Here is a 20466-nt window from a genome sequence, read left to right as displayed (position 1 = left end):
CACGGATGCTGTGCGAGATTCGCAGCGTTCACCTGCTCCAATCTATTCTCTCAATCCTGGATATGCCGATCGTCCAAGATATGAGCCCGACTGTCGAGACGGCTGCCGCTACGAGGAATGCTGCCTGATATGTACCTGTGAGATCAACAATAACACCCGTGATCACAGGGGCCACAATCCCCGCAATGTTCCCAATGCAGTTTTGAAGACCGATCCACTTCGCCGTGCCAGCAGGTCCCGCAAGGGTTTGGCCGATCGCATAGAGGTTGAAACCTCCCATGCCTTGGCCGATTGAGGACACGAGGAGCCCTGCTATGGCGAGGCTCGGGTTGCCGGTGGCGCACAAAAGCATGCACATTATAGCGATCGCGCAAGCGCTACCGATGAAGAATTTGCGAACTCGATTGGAGCTCGCACCGAAACTCATCCACCGGTCCGCTATCCAACCGCAAGTCAGAGAGAAGAAAGCCGCGGCAATATAGACAACCCCTCCCATTCGAGCCATTTCGGCCAAGGTAAAACCTTGCACCTTCACCAGATAGAGAGGCAGCCAAGTAAGGATGGTATAGAACGTGTAGTTGTTCGCAAAATGTCCGATGGCCGCGCCCCACAATTCACGTCTTCGGAGCATCTTCCGAAAACTCGGCTGCTCCAGCGATCTAACCTCGAGGAGCTTTGCAGCGGCCCACGACCGGGTCACAGCCAGCCAGGGAACGAGCCAGAGCAGTGACACCAGCCCAAACAAAACGAAAAGCATACGCCATCCGTATTGGGCCATCACCAAACCTCCGACGAAGGTCCCAACGGCAGGTCCCAAGATGATACCGGTGCTGACCAGAGCGTTCGCAAAACCGAGCTTCTCAACGGGAAGGTTCTGCGCGAGCAGCTTGGAAGTCGCCGGAAAGCTTGCGCTTTCTCCGAGCCCCAATACCACGCGTAAAACCAACAGGCTGAAGAAGCCCCCGGCTAGCCCGGTAAGAACAGTAGCGACCGACCAGACTAGCAACCCGCCCACTAGAGCCCGATACGCACCGAACTTCGTCACGAACCAAGCTGCAATAAGCTGGAATGGCACATAGATCCAAAAGAACGCAGAGATGAGGACGCCGAACTCCGTATTCGTGATCCGCAGTTCATCCTTGATAAGCGGCGCGGCTGTGGCGAGGTTTCCTCGGTCGACGTAGTTGATGAACATCGCGAGCGCGAGCAGGATGCCTATCGTGCTAACGAAAGAGGTCGTTTGCTCCGGCCTGGACGCAGCCACGTCGGCCGTCCGTCCGAACAGGTTGATCTTTCGATCCCCGAATTTCATCGCTCGTCACCCGATGATGTGGACGCCTCCTGAGGGAGGACTGGAATGTGGAAGCTGAATGAAGTTCCAACTCCCTTTCTCGAATCTACCCAAAGTTGGCCGCCAAGGCTTGCAAGTATTGATCGGCAGATCGACAGACCTACGCCCAGGCCATTCGCTTTGGTGGTGAAAAAGGGGTCGAACAGCCTATCAATAATCTGGTCGTCAATGCCGGGACCGGTATCCTTGACGTCGAGCCGCACTGCGCCGTCAACATGGACGCTGGTTTGAATAGTTATATTCCTTGGACCGTCATATCCGGTCAGAGCCTCTGCGGCGTTCATGAGAAGGTTCAATATCACTTGCTGCAATTGCACGCGGTCAGCTCGAACGAGCTGTAGACCGTCGAAATAATCGGTGGCTATGCTCGCGCCCGCCTTCAGGATCTCACTGCTCGTCAAGGAGACGACCTCCTTGGCCAGCTCGTTGAGATCGACGAGCTCGATGGCAGGCGCCTGCTTCTGGAACATTGCACGCAGACGGGCGATGACGTCGGATGCGCGGTTCGCATCCCGCATCGTCCGTTTTATGGTCTCCCTTGCTCCTACTAGATCTGGCGGATCCGATGAGAGGAATCTCATCCCTGTACTTGCGTTGGTGATTATCCCGGAGAGGGGCTGATTGACTTCATGCGCGATCGATGCAGTCATGGCATTGAGTGTCGTCACCCTCGCGACATGCGCAAGGTTGGTTGTAACTTCACGAAGAGCCTCTTCGTTCGCAACCTTCTCCGTGACATCTCGAATAGAGCCCACAAAATCCAGGTTTTCATTACGAACCGATCTGCCAATGGTTTGAACATGTTTGACCCGGCCATCCGGCATCTGTAGCCGGTGGTCGCTATCGAAATCAGTGCCGCTCTCGATGGCTTGCTCCAGCAGTTTTGTAACCCGAGGGCGATCCCCTGGATGCACTCGCGTCAATACCAGTTCGGGAGATGCCTTCATGTCGGGTTCGTACTCGAGGATTTGGTAGAGCTCCCGCGACCAGAAAAACTCGCGAGTTGCCTCGCTCCACCCGAAGCTCCCGGTATTGCTAACAGTTTGTCCCTGAAGGAGAAAAGTCTCGCTACGCTGTAGATCTCTGTATAGCCGCGCGTTTTCCAGCGAGATTGCTGCCTGGGATGAGAGCAGATCCAGTACGCTCATGCGTTCCTTCGTAAAGGCTCCAGGCGTAAGGTTATTCTCCAAGTAGAGCACACCTACGTATCGGCCTTGGCCACCGATGTGCATGCAAAGGATGGATCGACAACGGTTTTCGCGAACGTACGCATCATTCGAGTGGAGAATATCGAGACAAGCGTCCTCGAGGATGACGGGGCGCCCTGTTCGTATCGCATACTGCAGGACGGTCTGTGGCAGGAGGCCGCCATCAACCGTCGCTTCGATGGTGTCGACCTGTATCGCACCTCCGACGACACGCGCCTCCGCGACGGGAAGCGGCACGTTATCCTTAAGAAGCATGAGCAATCCACGCTCTGCCCCGGCATGCGCTATCACCAGGCGCATAACCCGATCAATCAGCTCGGGAAGCCTCATTTCGCGGGAAATTGCTTGAGATGCCCTGACGATCGCGGCGACATCTAACTGCGTATCCAGTGAGAGCGTCTGCGACAAGGGGCTGGCACGAGCGTCACCAGAATGGTACTCCCCTAGTCTTTGAAGTATACCGTTTGCCCCCCACTTGCGGTACGCCACTTTCGCTCTGTTGATATAGAGGTCGTGTATCTCCTCAAGTCCTCTGCCGCGGTACGATCGAGCCGCCACTTCACATGCGAGCGCTTCGATTTGAAGGAAACCACTGGCTTGCGCCGATCTTATGGCCTTCTCGTATAAAGTGTCCGCCTCGATCTGACGACCTTCAATCCGCGCGATCTCGGCCTCAACCAGCGCAGCCCGGCACATGAGATTTTTCGGCGATTTTTTTGCGAATGCTTCCAGTCTGTTTGCGTGCTCCCGCACACGATCCCTGTGATCTACAAAACGAGGAGCTTCCTTACTGGCGTCGGCGAGGAATGCTGCATAGGCAATGGCAGAGTAAAAGTGAAACTCGGCGCCCTCTATGTTAGGCCAAGGGGAGACGAGTATCGTCTCGCACTTGCGCGCGGCCTCGATTGCCAATTCGTACTCGCCCAGAAAGACGTGGCCCTGTAGGCGTCTACTCCAGTAGATGTCCTGAACTGTCCTTGGGTGGTCTCCTCGGATCAAAGATTGCTCGACCTCCTCAACGTCGACGCCCATCTCTTCAAGGCCGTCGAGGTAGCCCCCGAACCTCATCATCGAGCCAACCAGCCTAAGCTGCCCTACGACGAACGCGAGCGCGATCTTGAAGTCGAAAGCGATGGAATTCAGTGAATCGGTTGCCATCTTGTAGACGGCGGGAAGACTCTCTCCGGAAGAGATCGCGTTTCCGATGAGATTGCTTCGGCAATAGGCTTCGTAAAGCAGGTCGCCGTTCCGTCGTGCGGTTTCGAGTGCTGCTTCTATATAGGACCTACCAACCGAGAGGTGCTCTGACCACGAGCTAATACCGGTTCCATAGTTGAAATAAACTCGGGCCTTGAAGGTCGACAAACCTTTGCCGACAAGCGCAAGCGAAAGCTCTCCAAAACGGCGGCCCGCGACAACGTCGCCGAATTCGGTGATAAGCTGTCGACCAAACAGCACGTAGCCCAGGACCGAGGCCGCATTGTTGCCGTGCTCGATGCTGAACTGGACGATCAGGATTATGAGCAATTGATGGAGAGTGGGGTTTTCGTATAAGGCCGAGAGGATCATCCTGTTCAAGACAGCCAAAGTCGCGTCGGCGTCCGCCGAGCTCGTCATCGGCAAATCGACCAAGTCCTCCACCATCCTACCTTCCAAGAGCTTCCAAACCCGGCTGTAGGCAGTGGCGACATCATCGCGTGAAGGGGGAAGGCATACGTCGAGTCCTGCTTCGGCGAGAAATTCGATGCCCAGTTTCACGGCTCGGTCTGGAAGCGCCATAAAAACGTAGAGGTCGATCCGCTGACAGGCGACGGCCGCGCGGGAAGTAATGTCGGAGGCGCGTCGGTGTAGGTCGAGAAGACGCCTCTCAGCGTCCGACGTGTGGCCACATACGAATTCACTCTGTGCAAGAGCCAGATCGCACTCGAATAACATTTGAGGCTCGGCGAACCCGGAACCGGACGCCAATAGCTCCCCTGCTCGTCGGAGGTATGTTAGTGCGTCCTCATACGCACCCGCGGCTTTCGACGCCATCCCAGCTTCGAAGTTCAGGCGTCCGATATGAAGGTGATCAGCGGGAGTCTCGATCGTCCTGAACCCGCGATTGAACTGATCGACAATCTGGAAGATTCCGACGTCGAAATCCTGTAGGGTTCGAGCGCGCTCAAGAATACGTCCTATCCGCTCGTGTCGTCGGGCCTTCTCCTCCGGCGGAAGCATGGAATAGGCCGCATCTCGCACCTTGTCGTGTACGAACGCGTAGTCATCGTCGAAGCAGGCTATGAACCCCGATCTAGCACACCGATTGAGCAGTCCCTGCATTTCCTCGACGGCCATTTCGGTCGCTTCGGCGAGCAGTCGGCTGCTGCTCGCCATAGAAAAGCAAGCGAGCCAGCGAAGGACATCCAGGACCGGACGAGGGAGCTTGGCAAGATCAGCGACCATCATGTCAACCACGTTGTCGCTATGCTCTCTCGCGTTGACGCCGCCCTCGTCCCAGGTCCAACGCCCAAGTGCCCCGTCGGCTCTTAAGACTCCCTCATTTTCGAGGGAGTAAAGCAATCTCGTCGCGAACAGCGCATTCCCGCCCGTCTTCGCATGGATGGTTTTCGCCAATCGTTGCGCTTCGCTCGGCGAGCAATTCATGGCGTCGCTGATCATTTCACCGAGGTCTTCGCGGGTGAGCGCCGGAATCTCTATCTCGGTTACATCGACCCCCTCCCCGCGTAAAGTAGTTGGTAGGCGCACCAACCGATGATCGTCAGCAAGGTCGCGGCTTCTACATGTTCCCACGACAAGGACGTGCCCGCCGGCCCTTTCTGTTAGGAGAAGTTGCTCGACTAGATCCAAACTGGCCCTGTCGGCCCATTGCAGATCGTCCAGGACTAGAACGAGCGGGCGCTTGGGAAGCGCAAATAGCTGAATAAAATCGCGCAATGCAGCCTGGATGCGTCTTCTCGATTCCCTGACTGGCAGCTCCACGTCGGCCGAAGTAAAGCCCAGTGCTATCTCCAGGTCAGGAACAACATGTGTCAAAAGCGCAGCGTTGGCGCCTAAGGCATGCCTAAACCTCTTGGCCCATTCCTCCGACTCCGATGCACCCGTACTCAGAACCATTCGGGTCAGAGATTGAAGTGCAGGGACCATGCAAGCGAGCGGACTGTCGCGAAGGTGAGGCTCGTACTTAGCCGTTGCGATCAGAATTTCTTGTACGTCCAGGCCCGACAAATGCTCCCGGACGAGGTGCGTCTTACCCGTTCCAGGTTCACCGCCAATTAGCACCAGGCCCGATGAACCGTTTTGGAGGAAACCCCGCAGCGCAGCTTGAAAAGCGTCGACTTCGCGACGTCGTCCGTAGAATTTCGTAGGGATGGTGAGGCGTGCGGAAAGATCATGCTCCGCCAGAGGGAAAGGCGATATCTTGCCTCGAGTTTCCCATTGAGCCAGGCATCTTCTGAGATCATTTTCGACCCCAGAGGCCGTCTGATACCGATCATACGGCGATTTTGCGAGAAGCTTCATGATAACTGACGCAACAGCATCCGGGATTTCCGGGCGCAGGGTAGATGGCGATGCAGGCGCGCGTGCTATGTGGCAATGCAGAAGTTCAAGAGGATCGTCTGTGTTGAAGGGGAGCGAGCCTGCCAGAATCTGGTAGAGCGTGACTCCGAGCGAATAGAGATCGCTTCGGGCATCGACCGGCCAATTCACCCGCCCCGTATGCTCGGGCGACATGTAGGCTAGAGTACCAGATGACTGAGACCCGGTTGGGCTTATGTTCTGACTGGGGAGCTCCGTCGAGGAACCGAAGCCGGACAGACGAACGCTCCCATCTTCGCAAACGAAGACATTCTGTGGTTTAATATCCTTATGTATGAGCCCTCGTTCGTGAACTAGGGACAGGATGGCTGCCAGGTTCGCCGCAATCTCCAGGAACTCACGGACCCGGAGCAACCGACCGGGTCGTTGGCTCACGAGCAAGTCAAGAGGCATCCCACCGGGATCTTCAAGAATTAAAACTTCTTGGCCTTCATAGTGGACAAATTCCAAGGGGCGAACCGCCCAATGTTCGAGAAGTCTGTCGGCCATCGAGTGCTCGCGGCGGAGCGCGTGTTCCGCGTCCCGCCCCCCTGGCGCCGAAACGGCGAGCACCCTTCTTCGAGAACGTCGCTCGATACCGCGATAAAGAACGTGCTGCTCGCTCTCCCTAACCGGACGTAGTTCGTAGCCTGAGACCGACTCGCCTGCGCCTTCAACCATCATCGGCGGCTCTCATATTGCCCTCGATCTATTCTTCCACCTTTCGTCATCTGCTTCCGGGACAATAATCGTGAGCGGGATTTCGGTCGAGGCCTGCCTGCCTATCTCATGCTTAAATCGAAGCGCGCCGCAACTCTCGCGGCTTTCGGCACTGCTTCGCCCAGTGAACAACATTGCCGCTACTTAGGCAGTTGTGCACTTGTACTTAAGTATCGATTTAAGTGGACGCACAGCATGATCACTGCTCCGCCACGCGGAATTCAGACAATAAACAGGAGGCATCATGGTGATGGGCTAAACAAGACCGCGAACTTTGCCATCTCGGTCGCCGACGCCACGTGCACCCTGGGGGCTATTTGATGATCTTTGCCAGGCACTGGGCGTAAAGTTCGAACGGGGCAGGATCATATCAAAGGCATCGAGAACGCATCCAGTGCCCCATTCGAAAAGTCCAGATATCCGGTTTTGGCCGTAAACGCCGCCCGCAGGGACTGGGAGCGTTCTCGAACTCAGAACCTTCATTATTTCTCGGCACTCCGGTTCTTGCTGATTTGGCATCGGGATTGGCTAAGGGCTGCGGAGAATGTCCGGTGCCCTCAAGGGCTGATCGGTAGTCACGCCGCGGTTAAGGCGTGGCCACTTGTCAGCAGCTTTACCAGGTGTTGCGCGCCGGCTGTCGAGGATGCTGGGTTTTGTCCCGTGATAAGGCGACCGTCGGTGATCGCGAAGCTCTCCCAGTTTCCTCTCTTTTCGTAGAGGCCGCCGAGCCGCGTGAGTTCATCCTCTACAAGGAACGGAACGACCTTCGTCAATTGAACTTCTTCCTCCTCTGTATTGGTAAAGCCCGTCACGCGCTTGCCCTTCACGATAGGAACGCCTTTGTAGGTCACCCGATGCAGAACGCCAGGTGCATGACACACCGCCGCGACCGGCTTTCCGGCATTGTAGAAGGCCTCGATCAGATTGATCGAATCCTGATCTTCTGCCAGATCCCACATCGGGCCGTGGCCGCCGGGATAGAATACGGCGTCGAATTCTTCCGACCGCATGTCCTTTAGCAGGTTTGTGTGGGCGAACACTTTTTGCGCTTCGGGATCCTTCTTGAAGCGTGCCATCGCGGGTGTCTGGTTCTCAGGTAGATCGCTCTTAGGATCGACCGGCGGCTGTCCTCCTTTAGGTGACGCAAGAGTAAGATCGATGCCGGCGTCACGGAACACGTAGTAAGGAGCGGCGCCCTCCTCGAGCCAGAAGCCGGTCTTGCGCCCCGTGTCGCCGAGCGTGTCATGAGAGGTGAAAACCATTAGTATCTTCATCCGAAAATCTCCTTCCAGGTTGATCAGCCGAAAGAGCTGCGGCGGAGACTATGCTCTCTATGGATCGATGGTGCAGTTGAACATTGGTATTGGCGATACCAATGTATTGGATGCAGATTCCCCAGAAGATCAAACAGGCGCTTTCACCGAGTTGAAAAGTGACCACAACGTACAGCCATCTTGCTCCAGCAGAACTGGGATTGGGTCGATCTCGGGCTTGGTTCGAAAGTGCACTAGGATCTGTGGACAATTATTTGAGCCATAGGATTGTTGCGGCCAGAGCGATCATGGCTCTGTAGTTTCGAACGGTTTTCTCATATCGTGTGGCAATGCGTCGAAACTGCTTGAGCTTGGAGAAGCAGCATTCGACGAGATAACGCTGAGCGTAGAGTTCCTTGTCGAGCGGATACTTCTTGGCACGCGAGGGGGTGTTCGGGATGACCGCTTGCGCGCCCTTGTCGGCAATGAGTTTGCGTAGACGGTCGCTGTCGTAGGCCGTATCGGCCATGACGACCTCGGCTGGCAGGTCTTCGATCAGGAGATCGGCTTGCGGTGCATCGCCTTTCTGACCAGCGGTCAGGATGAAACGAACAGGACATCCAAGGCCACGCACGGCCATATGGATTTTGGTGCTCAAGCCGCCGCGTGAGCGGCCAAGGGCCTGATCTTCAGCCCCTTTTTTGCGCCGGAGGCGTGCTGGTGGGCGCGAATAATCGTGCTGTCGACGATCAGGTATTCGAAGTCGCTATCATCCGACATTGCTTCGAAGACACGACACCAGACACCCTTTTGACTCCAGCGGCTGAAGCGGCGAAACACGCTGCTCCAATCACCGAACACCTCCGGCAGATCGCGCCAGGGCGAGCCCGTCCGCACGGTCCACAAGACGGCTTCCACAAACATTCGATTGTCTCGTCCAGACGAACCGCGCGTGCGATCATCGCCAATGATATGACGAGACATCCGCTCCCACTGATCATCCCGAAGAATTAGACGATCTAAAACACCCATGACTGCCTCCAAAAGACAGTCTTGAATCTGATTTGCTCAGCTTTGGGAATCCCAAGAGTCCACAGCTCCTAGTGCTCGGAACGCCCACCAGGAGGAAAACGCGCAGTCAGATAGCAACTTGATACCACCGTGATTTAGGAAAGCGTGTCGCACGTTACCCCTGCAGGAAACCTGCGAGTGACCTAAACCGACCTCAAGTTAAGCACCTTACCCGGCGACCAAGAAATCCCAGTTGACGACCACCGTTTCCTGCACCCAGAGCCGCATCGTGCAGCTCTTTCGCCTTTCTTTAGAAGAAGGAGGCCATCTCAAGCGGATCCAAGCAGCGCTCGGGATGATAGCTCTCGCCGTAAACGTTCAGGAGAGCGCCGAGCGCGGCACGCTGCTGTTTGGCCTCGGTGTCACGCATCCGAGGCGGGGCCCGAGGCGCCCCAAACTGCTTCATAAAGCTGTGTCGTGAAGCGGGTGTCACCTTTTGTACCCGGAAGTCGTGCTGTGACCTCCTGGACTGTCCAAACGTTTGCGTCCGGATCGGAAAATGTGAAATACGATGCATAGCTCTTCCGATCAGGATTGGGTCCGAAAACAATCCCCTTGCCGTTCGAATGATGGAATATCCCACCAACGTCGTGGAAAGGCTCGCTGGTAGCGACGCCTCGGCATAGCAGATCAGTCCTGGCAGCCTCGATGTCGGAGACCACGAGATGCATTCCCTGAGCGGAACCGGGAGGCGCTAGTGCTATGTTTGTTCCGAACATGATCGAGCAACCGGACCCAGGCGGGCTCATCTGAACGATGCGGTAGTCGTCTCCAACGGCGTGATCAATGTCGACTTGCCAGCCAATGCTCTCGTAGAATTTCCGAGCGCGGTCGGAGTCCGACACAGGTATCACGAGGAGTTCTAGGTTCATCCTTACTGGAGCGTTCTCTGGCGCGGCTTGCGTGACTTTCGTTTCAAGTTCAACATGATTCATGTCCGGCTCCTTAGTTTAAGTCGCCGTCGATCAACCGGCGACGTGACAGAGGTTAACCATCATCTTGTTCCGGAACCATTGGACCATAGTGTCGCCGAGACTATGGTGTGTCGGCGCCCCCTATGGCTCCCGTTTTTCGATGCTCAACTTTCCGTGGAGTCATCAAGCTCCAGTATCGCCGCTGCCTGCAGGGCCGCCGGATCGTTCTTGGCATGCAGATAATTGAGGAGCGAAGTCAACGACGGATCGGTCATCTCCGCAGGCATAAGTATCCCAGTGGAGTGCATTTCATCACGACCGACAGCACCGTCGGCGTCGTGGTCCAGCCGCTGCTTCATGTCCACCTTGGGACGCCCGTTGTCATCGACGGCAACTCCAGGCATTAGGATTTGATCGAAGTTCTCAAGTTCCTGCCCGGTCAGCTTGTTGTCCCCGTTGCGATCGAACTTGGTGAACGCCTTGTTGAGCACCTGGGTAAGCGGTGAAGTGTCAGTCGCAGTCGTCATGAAATCCCCAATTCGTAACATCTACTTGTCAATCGCGCGTTTCCGGCGCGTAGGTAGCCTTTGGGGCGGCAAGCTTGAGCGTACCTGAAGAGTTTCGCTTCCCAATACTGTGCCAGGTCAGCGGACTGCATGGAATGACCCATCTCAACATCTTGCTCTGAGGATCTCCTGAAGCCGCTCCCGGCTCGGAGCTCCTGACTGGAGCCACCGAATGATGTCCCGTGCCACTGCCTCCGCTTCCTCGCTCTTTCTGTTCCAGCGTCGAGCTTCGCAGTATTCCTTCAGTACGTCTGCTGCTATCGACACCTCCTCCGGCATGAGCGGGCGAAGGCATCGCCTGTCTATTGGGCTTGGCATGATTGTATTTCCCTCGACAGGTCAAACGGGATCCTACAGAGCGGCGCTCGCTCCAGAACCGACGGAAGCAGAGGGCACCCAGACACGCGTCGGTGCCGGCCGCTCGCTGATGGCAATCAGAACCCCGACGATCGCCACCATGGCAATTGCGATCACAACAAGCGGAAAGCCTGAGCTACGAGGTTCCTGGTCGCGATAGATCATCGTCTGCTCCCAATTTTTGGCTGTGGCTGATCCGCAGCCGCCGGCTTCGACCGAGACTATGTCGGCCGACCGTCAGGAAGGCATTTGCACCTTGGTATAGGCGATACGTTCGTATAGGCGATACCATCGTGCAGTAGCGCGCCCCAGGGGCCAGTCTCAATGTTCCCGGGTACGGATCGACAACGGATCTCGATACGGAAGGCAGCGCAAACACTCTCTGAATCCGGAGCGTGAGTGCAGTCTTTACCCAGCAATCACCATCGGAGACTGGCGCAATGTCCAAAGGCGTACCCGCAAATTTCACACGCCGATCGTTAGGCAGCGTCGCACTCGCTATTACCGCGGCGGGTGTGCTGGGCGAGAAGATGGCGGAAGCCTCTCAGGCGCCCACGCGTGCGGAGGTACCGCCGGCTCCTGCCGGAGCCATACTCGAAGCAAACAAGACCATCGAGGCAGGTGACCTGCTAGTTTCTTATGCCGACGTCGGACCAGCGTCCGGATCACCAGTCTTGCTGCTGCACGGCTGGCCGTACGACATCAACAGCTTCGCGGAGGTCGCACCTCTCCTTGCAAGCCGAGGCCACCGCGTCATCGTGCCCTTCCTCCGAGGCTACGGCGGCACGCGTTTCCTATCAGGCGCGACGAAACGCAATGGCCAACAGGCGGCGATTGCAGTTGATACGATCAAGCTCATGGACGCCATGGGAATCAAGCAGGCTACAATCGCTGGCTTCGACTGGGGAGCGAGGACAGCCGGCATAGTCGCCGCCCTCTGGCCGGAACGCTGTAAGGCCCTCGTATCGGTCAGCGGCTATCTGATCGGAAACCAGACCGCCGGAAAGGCCCCCCTGCCGCCGCCCGCCGAACTCCAGTGGTGGTACCAATTCTATTTCGCCACAGATCGCGGTCGCGACGGCTATGAGAAATATACGAACGACTTCGCCAAGCTCATCTGGAAGCTCGCCTCCCCAAAGTGGAAATTCGACGAAGAAACGTTCTCGCGAAGTGCCACGGCGTTCGCCAACCCAGACCATGTCGCGATTGTCGTCCATAACTATCGATGGCGTCTCGGACTGGCCGAAGGCGAGAAGCGGTTCGACGAGTTGGAAAGCAAGCTGGCAGTCGGCCCCGAAATACACGTGCCCACGATTACCATGGAAGGTGACGCCAACGGGGCACCCCACCCAGATGCAAAGACTTATGCAGCGAAGTTCAAGGCGAAATATGAGCACCGCCTGATCACAGGTGGGATCGGTCACAACCTCCCACAAGAAGCCCCGGAATCTTTCGCCCGCGCCGTGATTGATGTGGACGGCTGGGTGTAGCTCCGCATTAGCGCAGGCCCCGGCCTTTTTCAGGGAGCACGGAACATCCGACAGGTTTCACGCACGTCTGTCCGGGCTCGACGCCTGTCCAATGGTGACCCATCAAAATACACCTATCGAATCCTTCGATGAAATCGATCAAAAAATGGCGGCTGGTGCGGCACCCGCTGGTCGTGTGATGGTGGAAGGCACTTTCAGATAGCACAGCTTTTCTGCGCGATTGGACGGTGAGGAGCGTTCGTAGCTGGAAGGATCTTAAGTAAGGCGACACCACCAGCTCAAACCTGGCAGGATCTATGATTGAAATTGGTATCGATAGTTTCGCAATGCTTTTGACCGACCCTGCCACCGGGCGATTGCAGTCAGCCATTGACCGCATGGAGAGTGTGCTTGCGGAAATAGAGCTCGCGGATCAAGTCGGACTCGATATCTTCGGAATGGGCGAACACCATCGTGAGAACGCGCTTGATTCAGCCCCGGCTGTCATCCTTGCCGCCGCCGCCGCACTCACAAAATCCATCAGACTGACTAGCGCCGTAGCAGTCCTCAGTGCCGCCGACCCCGTGCGGCTCTTCCAGGAGTTCGCCACACTGGATCTGATATCCGGTGGAAGAGCCGAAATCGTGGTCGGTCGCGGCTCATCAGTCGAGGCCTATCCTCTGTTCGGATTCGACCTGCGGGACTACGACGCATTGTTCGCCGAGAAGCTGGACCTCTTGCTGAGGATCAGGGAGCAACCCAGTGTCAAATGGCAGGGCCGCTTTCGTCCAGCGATCAATGGCGAGGGTGTCTTTCCCCGTCCACACCAGCCCAAACTACCAATCTGGCTGGGCGTGGGTGGCACACCTGAATCGTTCGTCCGCGCGGGGACACTCGGATTGCCGTTGATGGTCGCCATCATCGGCGGAAGCTTCGAGCGTTTCCTGCCCCTGGTCGATCTTTATCGTCGCGCATGGGATGCCGCCGGCCATCCCCCGAAGGACCAAATGGTCGGTGTACATGCCCTGGGCTTCGTCGGAGAAACCGACGCGGCTGCCAGGGAAGCGTTTTTCCCGGGCTGGTTCCAGATGTTCACGGACGCTGGACGGGAACGGGGCTGGCCGCCGCCGACAAAGGCGCAATTTGACCACATGTGCAGTCCGGGTGGCGCGTTCCTGGTTGGCAGTCCGCAAACGGTTGCGGCCAAGATTTTGCATATTAACAACACCTTGCGCGGAGTTTCTCGCATCACCTTCCAGATGAGCACCGCTGCACTGGAAACCGAGGCGATGCGCCGCTCTATCGAACTTCTCGGCACTGATGTCGCGCCTCTTGTTCGCGGACAAGGTTAAGTGCGTCATTGAACGACGCAAGGTTCAAGGAAGATAACTGGCTTGTTATCAATCGCTGCTGCCGAAAATGAGGTTTTGATAGGCGGCGAGCATCTCCGGATCCTCGACGGAGCCATGATGATGGAGTTGTCTCCAGGCGCCATCCATCCGAACGAACCAGCGGGTTGTTCGGAAGGCGACATCGAGACTGTCGCTGGCAGTTCGACACGTACCCCGCTCCCGACCGACGAACAGATGCCACTCGCGTCCACCTTGGCTGGTGAAATCATGGAACGTCACATTTACGGTGGCGGGGCCACCGAACAGCTTAGCATAACCCTCAGCGATCTCGTTCCACCCACGACGAATTCCGCCGATAGGGTTGTCCATGCTAGGAGCCGCCCCAGGGAACCAGACCGCTTCCAAGCCCACGATATCGGCCGAATTGAATGCCCTGTAGAATTCGATCAGCGCATCCAGGGCGCTATCATCCCCCGCCCTCTGTTCAACACCCGTAATTTCTTCAAAACGTTCGTTCATGTCTAAACCTCTCTCCGGAATCTTGGCGCGCTACGCCAACCCACTGCGTCGATCGGCCGACTTGACGAACGTGGGAACACGCCACAGAGAAATTCGGGTGCCAAGCCAGCGAAGGCAGCATGCGCGGCGGCGGTGGCTTAATCCATTGTACGATGGTGTCGGCGCAAACCCATCGCCGCTAAACCCGACAAGACTCAGGCGATACCATTGTACAATGGACTTCTCGCCAGAACGGCGCATCCTCGCCAGGCGGTCGGAGCAGGCGCATTGCGCTGCCCGCGCCGCAAATTGAAAGTTATGATATACATACTTCGATTGGACGACGAGCCTGCTGTCTTCTCTGGGAACGAAGCACATGTATCGGATGATCTCGGCAATGACGAACGCAGCGCTTCCCGACAGCGGGGATGTCGAGCGACCAACAGTCGTAGTTATCGACGACGACATATCAGTCAGGGAATCCCTCGAGCTCCTGATAGTATCTGCGGGATGGCGGCCACTGCTCTTTGAATCCGCCCAAGCCTACCTTGCAACACCGCTTTCGTCAGCTCCCTGCTGTCTCGTACTCGATGTCAATATGCCTGGCCTGAACGGCCTCGATTTGCAGACCATGATCAATATGGGCGGCAATCGCATGCCTATCATTTTCGTCTCCGGCTTTGGTGATGTCCCGATGACTGTGAAGGCGCTCAAGGGGGGCGCGATGGATTTCCTTACCAAACCCATCGACACGGTGGCGCTTCTGGAGGCGATCCGATCGGCACTGGCGCGGAGCGAAGAAATGTTGCGCAACGACGAGGAGCTTCGACGGCTGCAGCGCTCGTACGAAACGCTGACCAAGCGGGAACGCGAGGTGATGATACGCGTGGTCAAGGGTCTCTTGAACAAGCAGGTCGCCTTCGACCTCGACATAAGCGAGATTACCGTGAAGGCGCATCGCGGCCAAGTGATGCGTAAAATGGACGCGCGCACCCTACCGGAACTGGTGAACATGGCTGCAAAGCTCCGCCTCGGAGAAAGTGTCGAGACAGACTGAAACGTTCAGCAGACCAATTATCGCGGCAGCCGATTTTCCTCGCACTTCGACTCTTTCGGATGGATAGTGAACTATCATCGCGACAAAAGAGCGGTGTGTGCATGCGAACCGACCGACGACATGTTCGAAAGCAGTCAAGCTCGGCGCTCGATCACCATCAACGCTGCTTCGTATAGGTTTCGGGTGAGGTCGCAGGCGCCCATCCTGGGCGCAAGCCTCGCCGACTGGCCCGCCCACAGGTTCGTGAAGTCGTTCCGGGACGCCTTTTCCGCTTGGGCACGCACGGCAGACAGTGCGGCACCTGCGGTTGGAAACGCTGGCACAGCCTCTGAAATGGGACCGAGTTCCTGCATGAGGCGGTTGACGATACCTCTGGCGGGACGACCGGTGAAGACGTTCGTGATCGCGGTACTATCGTCATCTGCCTTGGCGAGCGCTTGCGCGTGTACCGCCGGGATCTTCGCCTCCGGGCAGAAGAGATAGGCCGTGCCGACCTGGACGGCGGAAGCGCCCAGCATCATGGCTGCGGCGACGCCCCGCCCGTCGGCGATACCGCCGGCAGCAATCACAGGAACCGCTACGGCATCGACAACTTGCGGAACGAGCGCCATCGTTCCGACCTGTGTGGACATGTCCTGCGTGAGGAAGTTGCCACGATGCCCTCCGGCCTCCGAACCCATCGCGATCACGGCGTCGGCCCCGTTCGCCTCCAGCCACACGGCTTCGGCCACAGTCGTTGCCGAAGACACCACTTTCGCCCCGGCTCCCTTCACGCGGTCTACGAGCGGCTTTGTGGGCAATCCGAAATGGAAGCTCACCACCTCCGGCCTGTGCTCTTCGACAACCTGGCAGAAAGCTTCATCGAATGGCGCACGACCCGCGCCTGAAACAGGAGCAGCAGGGTCGAGATCGAACTCGACATAGTAGGGCGCCAGCAACGCCCTCCATCGCATCTGAGCGACCGCGTCGACCGGAGGCGTTTGATGCGCGAAGAAGTTTATATTCAGCGGCGCCTTGCTCAAGCCACGTATGTTGCGGATCGCTGCTTCCAATTGATCGACGGTCAACTGCGCACTCGGCAGCGAGCCTAGTCCGCCAGCCTGCCCTGCGGCGACCACCATCTCGATTGTCGTGGCTCCCGCCATGGGCGCCTGGATGATCGGAAGCTCAATACCGAAAAGATCGAGAATGCGTCGGTCTGGCCAGTGCGTCATATCAGATACCATCCCATTCGTGTGGCTCGACCACTCGTTAGATCGTTGCACGTGGCGGGTCTATTGCACCTGATGATCTGGCACCCGATCCAAAGGTATCGGGGACACCTTCGTACAATAGTTAGAAGCGTTGAACCGCGAGATGGTGTTGTCAGGGCGGGTGGCGACGATCGTTCCCACCCCCAACAGCAGAGACATGACTTTGAAGATCCTAGCGAACCTGCCGCGCGTCGGCGGGTGGAGGATCGTGCGTGGTCCAACAATGGAGGTGCTAATGAGCACGCGTAAAACAATCTTGATCACCGGCGCGTCGCAGGGGATCGGGGCAGGACTGGTCAGATCGTTCCTCGAACGAGGCTACAATGTCGTCGGCACATCGCGCCGTGTCACGGAAGCATCGCTGCCGGACGCTCCGGAACACCTGGAACTGGTCGATGGCGATGTGGGAGATCCAGTAACCGCCGAACGGGTGGCGCACCGCGCGATCGAACGCTTCGGATCGATCGACGCGCTGGTGAACAACGCGGGCATTTTCTTCACCAAGCCGTTCCTCGAATACACGATCGACGACCTTCGGCAACTTACCGCGACGAATGTTGAAGGATTCATACACTTCACCAAACACGCGATCCGGCAGATGCTCCGCCAGGGATCCGGCGGAAGCGTCGTTACGATTACGACTTCGCTGACAGACCACCCGATTGCCGGTGTGACCGCGTCCTTCGCCATGATCACCAAGGGCGGCCTGAATGCGGTCACGAAGAGCCTCGCGATGGAATTCGCCAAGGACAACATCCGGGTGAACGCCGTCGCTCCCGGCATCGTCGACACGCCGATGCATGAAAAGGATCCGAAGGATTTTCTGAAGTCTCTCTCGCCGATGGGTACGATCACCGCCGTCCAGGAGATCGTCAACGGTGTCGTCTATCTGACGGAATCTACCAACATTACCGGGGAGGTGCTGCACGTCGACAACGGCGCACATTTGGGGAAATGGTAGTCCCTGGCGCTGACGCACGATTGCGGGATCTTGATATCAAGCTCCCTCCCCCGCCGACACCTTTCGGCGCCTATGTCGAGGCGGTCCAGGTCGGCCCGCTTCTCTTCCTCAGTGGCATGCTCCCGGTGATTGGACACGAAGCGATCTACCATGGGCGCGTCGGCGAGGGTCTTTCGGTTCCTCAAGGATACGACGCCGCCCGTGCTGCCTGCCTCAGTGGGCTCGCCGCGGCGAAAGCGCACCTGGGGTCGCTGAACAAGATCAGCCGTATTGCCAAACTCGGCGTGTACATCGCATCGCCGGGCGATTTCCAGGAGCACCCGAAGGTGGCCGACGGAGCATCCGAGCTTCTGCGGGATGTCTTTGGCGCGTCGTCGGTTCCGCCCCGCATCGTCCTTGGCGTCTCCAGCATTCCGTTGGGAATGCCGGTCGAAATCGAACTCGTGCTCGAAATCGAATCCTAGCGACATCGTTCCAACAACCTGAATGGAGGTATTCATGAAACCCATCTCGAGGAGCGCAATGATCGCGTCATCGAAGTTCCTGACTGCTGCCGCAGTGCTCATGCTTCCCGCGCTCGCTCTTTCCGGGCAGACCATGGTCGCGGAAAAGACCGATCGTCCGGCCGACGCCAAGTCACAGCCTGCGAGCGAGAAGCCGCAGATCCGGATCGAGAAGCGCACGCCCGCATATTGGCGTGTCACCTTCGACAATCCGCCTTTCAACATATTCGGGCCGGAGACCATTCCGCAAATGGAGAAGGTCGTCGAGGAGATTGAAGCGGACCCGAATCTCAGGGTCGTCGTCTTCGACAGCGCGGTCCCCGGCTTCTTCCTCACCCACTATAACTTTACGCCGCCTCTCTCCGAATCCACGAGCCTTCCCTATGGGAAGACCGGCCTCCATCCCCTGCCGGACATGCTCGTTCGCATTAGCAAGGCGCCGGTTGTCTCCATCGCCCTCATCCGCGGGCGAGCCACGGGCGTCGGCAGCGAATTGGCGCTCGCCAGCGACATGCGGTTTGCCAGCAAGGAAAATGCAATCCTTTCTCAATGGGAGGTCGGAGCCGGTTTCGTCCCGGGCGGCGGCCCAATGGCACGCCTTCCGCGTCTAATGGGCCGCGGCCGTGCACTCGAGGTGCTGCTCGGGTCCGATGACATCAACGGCGAACTCGCCGAGGAATACGGCTACGTCAACCGTTCGTTCGACGACGAGAAGCTCGACCCCTTCGTCGATGCGCTCGCCGCGAGGATTTCTGGTTTCGACCGCCAGGCGATCGCCGATACGAAACGCCTCGTCGATTTCGCCAGCCTCCCCAGCGATCCGGAAATCGGAGCGGGCTGGGACGCGTTCATCCAGTCCGTCCAGCGCCCCGTGGCGCAGAAGAACATCGGCCGCCTGATGGAAATGGGGCTTCAGACGAACCCCGACATCGAAGCGCGGCTCGGGCACTACACGCAGACTTTGGCCGACAAGTAGGCCGGGGCCGCGCCCGCGCGTCGGAACGGCAGGTCGCGCGGGCGCACATCCTGCCAATCGTCCACTCAGATAAATCGCGTCCCAGCCGCGGAGATTTTCCGCACCGACAACCAACCAGCGATGGAGAAGTCACATGCACAGCATCGAAAACCAGATCGTCGATTCCAGCTTCTCGGCAATCATCAACGCGCCGATCGAACAGGTGGATATACCGAAGTGGTGCTTCACCCTGCCCGAGAGGGAATACCAGGGATGCTCTCCGGCGCACATTGCCGCGGGCTTCACGACGGCGCCCGACGGCACGCGCATGTCGATCAATGTCGAGACGATCGGCGGAAGCCTGATGGTCCAGCATTACCTCGAAACCCTCGGCGAGAAGGATCATCTCATTCTCGACTCGGATTCCGACGTGTTCACGCCGAATGGCCGCGTGACGATCCACGTCACCTGGGAGCTCAGCGTCAAGAAACTCGACGCAGGTCGATGCGAATTCACCAACCGGGTCAGGTCCTATGCGACTGACGAGATGATGGCTTCGCTCGACCGCCAGGGCATCCCCTTCGACATCTTCCGGACCCAGCGGCAACCGATGTCGATCGCACACAACAAGGGCGAAACACCCCTGTTCGCCGCAAGCATCGAACGGGCGGCGCTGAAAAACGCCGCCTCCACGAAAGCGGCCTGAGCATCCGGAGGAATACCCCATGACCCAACTGACTTTCGACCGGAACAACACCGGTCTGCTGGTGGTTGATCCGTACAACGACTTCATTTCCGAAGGCGGGAAGATCTGGCCAAGGATCAAGGAGGTGGCGGAGGCGAACAACTGCGTACCGCATATGCTCCAGGTGCTGAACGCGGCACGCGAGGCGAAGCTTCGTGTCTTCTACGCAATGCATCACAGGTATCGCGCAGGCGATTACGAAAATTGGAAGTTCATCGCTCCTATCCAGCGCGCGGCTTGGCATCGCAAGAGCTTCGAGTTCGGCACCTGGGGCGGAGAATTTCGCGCTGAGTTCGTGCCACAACCGGGCGAGGTCGTGGCCTCCGAACACTGGTGCTCCAGCGGTTTCGCCAACACCGATCTCGATCTCGAGCTGAAGCGGCATGGAATCCAGAGGCTGATCGTGATCGGGCTCGTCGCGCATACCTGCATCGAGGCGACAGTCCGCTACGCCGCCGAACTCGGATACGACGTGACCGTCGTCAAGGACGCGGTAGCCGATTACTCGCCGGAGATGATGCATGCCGCTCTGGAGGTCAACCTCCCCAGCTATGCCAGCGCTATCGTCGAGACCACTGAAGCCATCGAAGCGATCGCCCTCACACAAGCGGCGTAAGCTCGCATCTCAGCCGCCACCAGTATCCGGCGGGCGTT

At 57.8% G+C, this 20466-nt stretch carries 17 protein-coding genes; 8 read left to right on the top strand and 9 right to left on the bottom strand.

What is annotated here, in order from left to right; translation table 11 throughout:
- Positions 1 to 28 precede the first annotated feature (28 nt).
- From ACK9YZ_RS05560 to ACK9YZ_RS05530, 7 genes are all read right to left on the bottom strand, one after another.
- On the bottom strand, positions 29 to 1312 hold the full coding sequence (locus ACK9YZ_RS05560) for an MFS transporter (protein WP_416065935.1): 1284 nt from the start codon (positions 1310 to 1312) through the stop codon (positions 29 to 31).
- Entirely contained in the window at positions 1309 to 6822 is a 5514-nt protein-coding gene (locus tag ACK9YZ_RS05555; protein WP_416065934.1) for an AAA family ATPase, read from the bottom strand. The genes ACK9YZ_RS05560 and ACK9YZ_RS05555 overlap by 4 nt, the downstream gene beginning before the upstream one ends.
- A 611-nt stretch (positions 6823 to 7433) precedes the next feature.
- Entirely contained in the window at positions 7434 to 8132 is a 699-nt protein-coding gene (locus ACK9YZ_RS05550; RefSeq protein WP_416065933.1) for a type 1 glutamine amidotransferase domain-containing protein, read from the bottom strand.
- 250 nt (positions 8133 to 8382) lie between these two features.
- A protein-coding gene (locus tag ACK9YZ_RS05545; protein ID WP_416065932.1) for an IS5 family transposase occupies positions 8383 to 9143 on the bottom strand; the annotation gives its coding sequence in 2 pieces (ribosomal slippage) (positions 8383 to 8816 and positions 8816 to 9143; 762 coding nt in all).
- 401 nt (positions 9144 to 9544) lie between these two features.
- On the bottom strand, positions 9545 to 10117 hold the full coding sequence (locus tag ACK9YZ_RS05540) for a glyoxalase (RefSeq protein ID WP_416065931.1): 573 nt from the start codon (positions 10115 to 10117) through the stop codon (positions 9545 to 9547).
- Between the two features lie 143 nt (positions 10118 to 10260).
- Positions 10261 to 10623 carry an EF-hand domain-containing protein gene (locus ACK9YZ_RS05535; protein ID WP_216759100.1) on the bottom strand — a complete coding sequence of 121 codons (363 nt, stop codon included), beginning with the start codon at positions 10621 to 10623 and terminating at the stop codon, positions 10261 to 10263.
- Between the two features lie 390 nt (positions 10624 to 11013).
- A complete protein-coding gene (locus tag ACK9YZ_RS05530) occupies positions 11014 to 11184 on the bottom strand; it encodes a hypothetical protein (protein ID WP_416065930.1) in 171 nt (56 codons plus the stop codon).
- Positions 11185 to 11459: 275 nt separating this feature from the next.
- Here ACK9YZ_RS05530 and ACK9YZ_RS05525 point away from each other — a divergent pair, with 275 nt between their 5' ends.
- Positions 11460 to 12509, top strand: coding sequence for an alpha/beta fold hydrolase (locus ACK9YZ_RS05525; RefSeq protein WP_416065929.1), 1050 nt, complete (start codon positions 11460 to 11462; stop codon positions 12507 to 12509).
- Positions 12510 to 12808: 299 nt separating this feature from the next.
- Positions 12809 to 13840, top strand: a complete 1032-nt coding sequence (locus tag ACK9YZ_RS05520; protein ID WP_416066821.1) for an LLM class flavin-dependent oxidoreductase — start codon at positions 12809 to 12811, stop codon at positions 13838 to 13840.
- Positions 13841 to 13888: 48 nt separating this feature from the next.
- On the opposite strand, the gene ACK9YZ_RS05515 is transcribed toward ACK9YZ_RS05520, so the two are convergent.
- Positions 13889 to 14359 (bottom strand): YybH family protein, encoded by a 471-nt coding sequence (locus ACK9YZ_RS05515; RefSeq protein ID WP_216759103.1) that lies wholly within the window; start codon positions 14357 to 14359, stop codon positions 13889 to 13891.
- Positions 14360 to 14714: 355 nt separating this feature from the next.
- Here ACK9YZ_RS05515 and ACK9YZ_RS05510 point away from each other — a divergent pair, with 355 nt between their 5' ends.
- A complete protein-coding gene (locus ACK9YZ_RS05510) occupies positions 14715 to 15395 on the top strand; it encodes a response regulator transcription factor (protein WP_416065928.1) in 681 nt (226 codons plus the stop codon).
- Positions 15396 to 15529: 134 nt separating this feature from the next.
- Here ACK9YZ_RS05510 and ACK9YZ_RS05505 read toward each other — a convergent pair whose 3' ends face one another.
- The gene (locus tag ACK9YZ_RS05505; RefSeq protein ID WP_216759105.1) at positions 15530 to 16609 is read right to left on the bottom strand and encodes an NAD(P)H-dependent flavin oxidoreductase; all 1080 of its coding nucleotides are present in this window, start codon (positions 16607 to 16609) and stop codon (positions 15530 to 15532) included.
- Positions 16610 to 16883: 274 nt separating this feature from the next.
- Here ACK9YZ_RS05505 and ACK9YZ_RS05500 point away from each other — a divergent pair, with 274 nt between their 5' ends.
- The 5 genes from ACK9YZ_RS05500 (at position 16884) to ACK9YZ_RS05480 (ending at position 20428) form a co-directional block, all read left to right on the top strand.
- Entirely contained in the window at positions 16884 to 17609 is a 726-nt protein-coding gene (locus ACK9YZ_RS05500; RefSeq protein WP_377310281.1) for an SDR family NAD(P)-dependent oxidoreductase, read from the top strand.
- On the top strand, positions 17603 to 18073 hold the full coding sequence (locus tag ACK9YZ_RS05495) for a RidA family protein (RefSeq protein WP_216759106.1): 471 nt from the start codon (positions 17603 to 17605) through the stop codon (positions 18071 to 18073). The genes ACK9YZ_RS05500 and ACK9YZ_RS05495 overlap by 7 nt, the downstream gene beginning before the upstream one ends.
- Positions 18074 to 18107: 34 nt before the next feature.
- Positions 18108 to 19088 (top strand): enoyl-CoA hydratase/isomerase family protein, encoded by a 981-nt coding sequence (locus ACK9YZ_RS05490; RefSeq protein ID WP_416065927.1) that lies wholly within the window; start codon positions 18108 to 18110, stop codon positions 19086 to 19088.
- A gap of 133 nt (positions 19089 to 19221) precedes the next feature.
- Entirely contained in the window at positions 19222 to 19773 is a 552-nt protein-coding gene (locus tag ACK9YZ_RS05485) for a hypothetical protein (protein WP_416065926.1), read from the top strand.
- A gap of 19 nt (positions 19774 to 19792) precedes the next feature.
- Positions 19793 to 20428, top strand: a complete 636-nt coding sequence (locus ACK9YZ_RS05480; protein WP_416065925.1) for an isochorismatase family cysteine hydrolase — start codon at positions 19793 to 19795, stop codon at positions 20426 to 20428.
- Positions 20429 to 20466 lie beyond the last annotated feature (38 nt).

This window comes from Rhizobium sp. ZK1 (assembly GCF_047782645.1).
Classification (GTDB): domain Bacteria; phylum Pseudomonadota; class Alphaproteobacteria; order Rhizobiales; family Rhizobiaceae; genus Rhizobium.
This window is presented reverse-complemented; position numbering and strand designations above follow the sequence as displayed.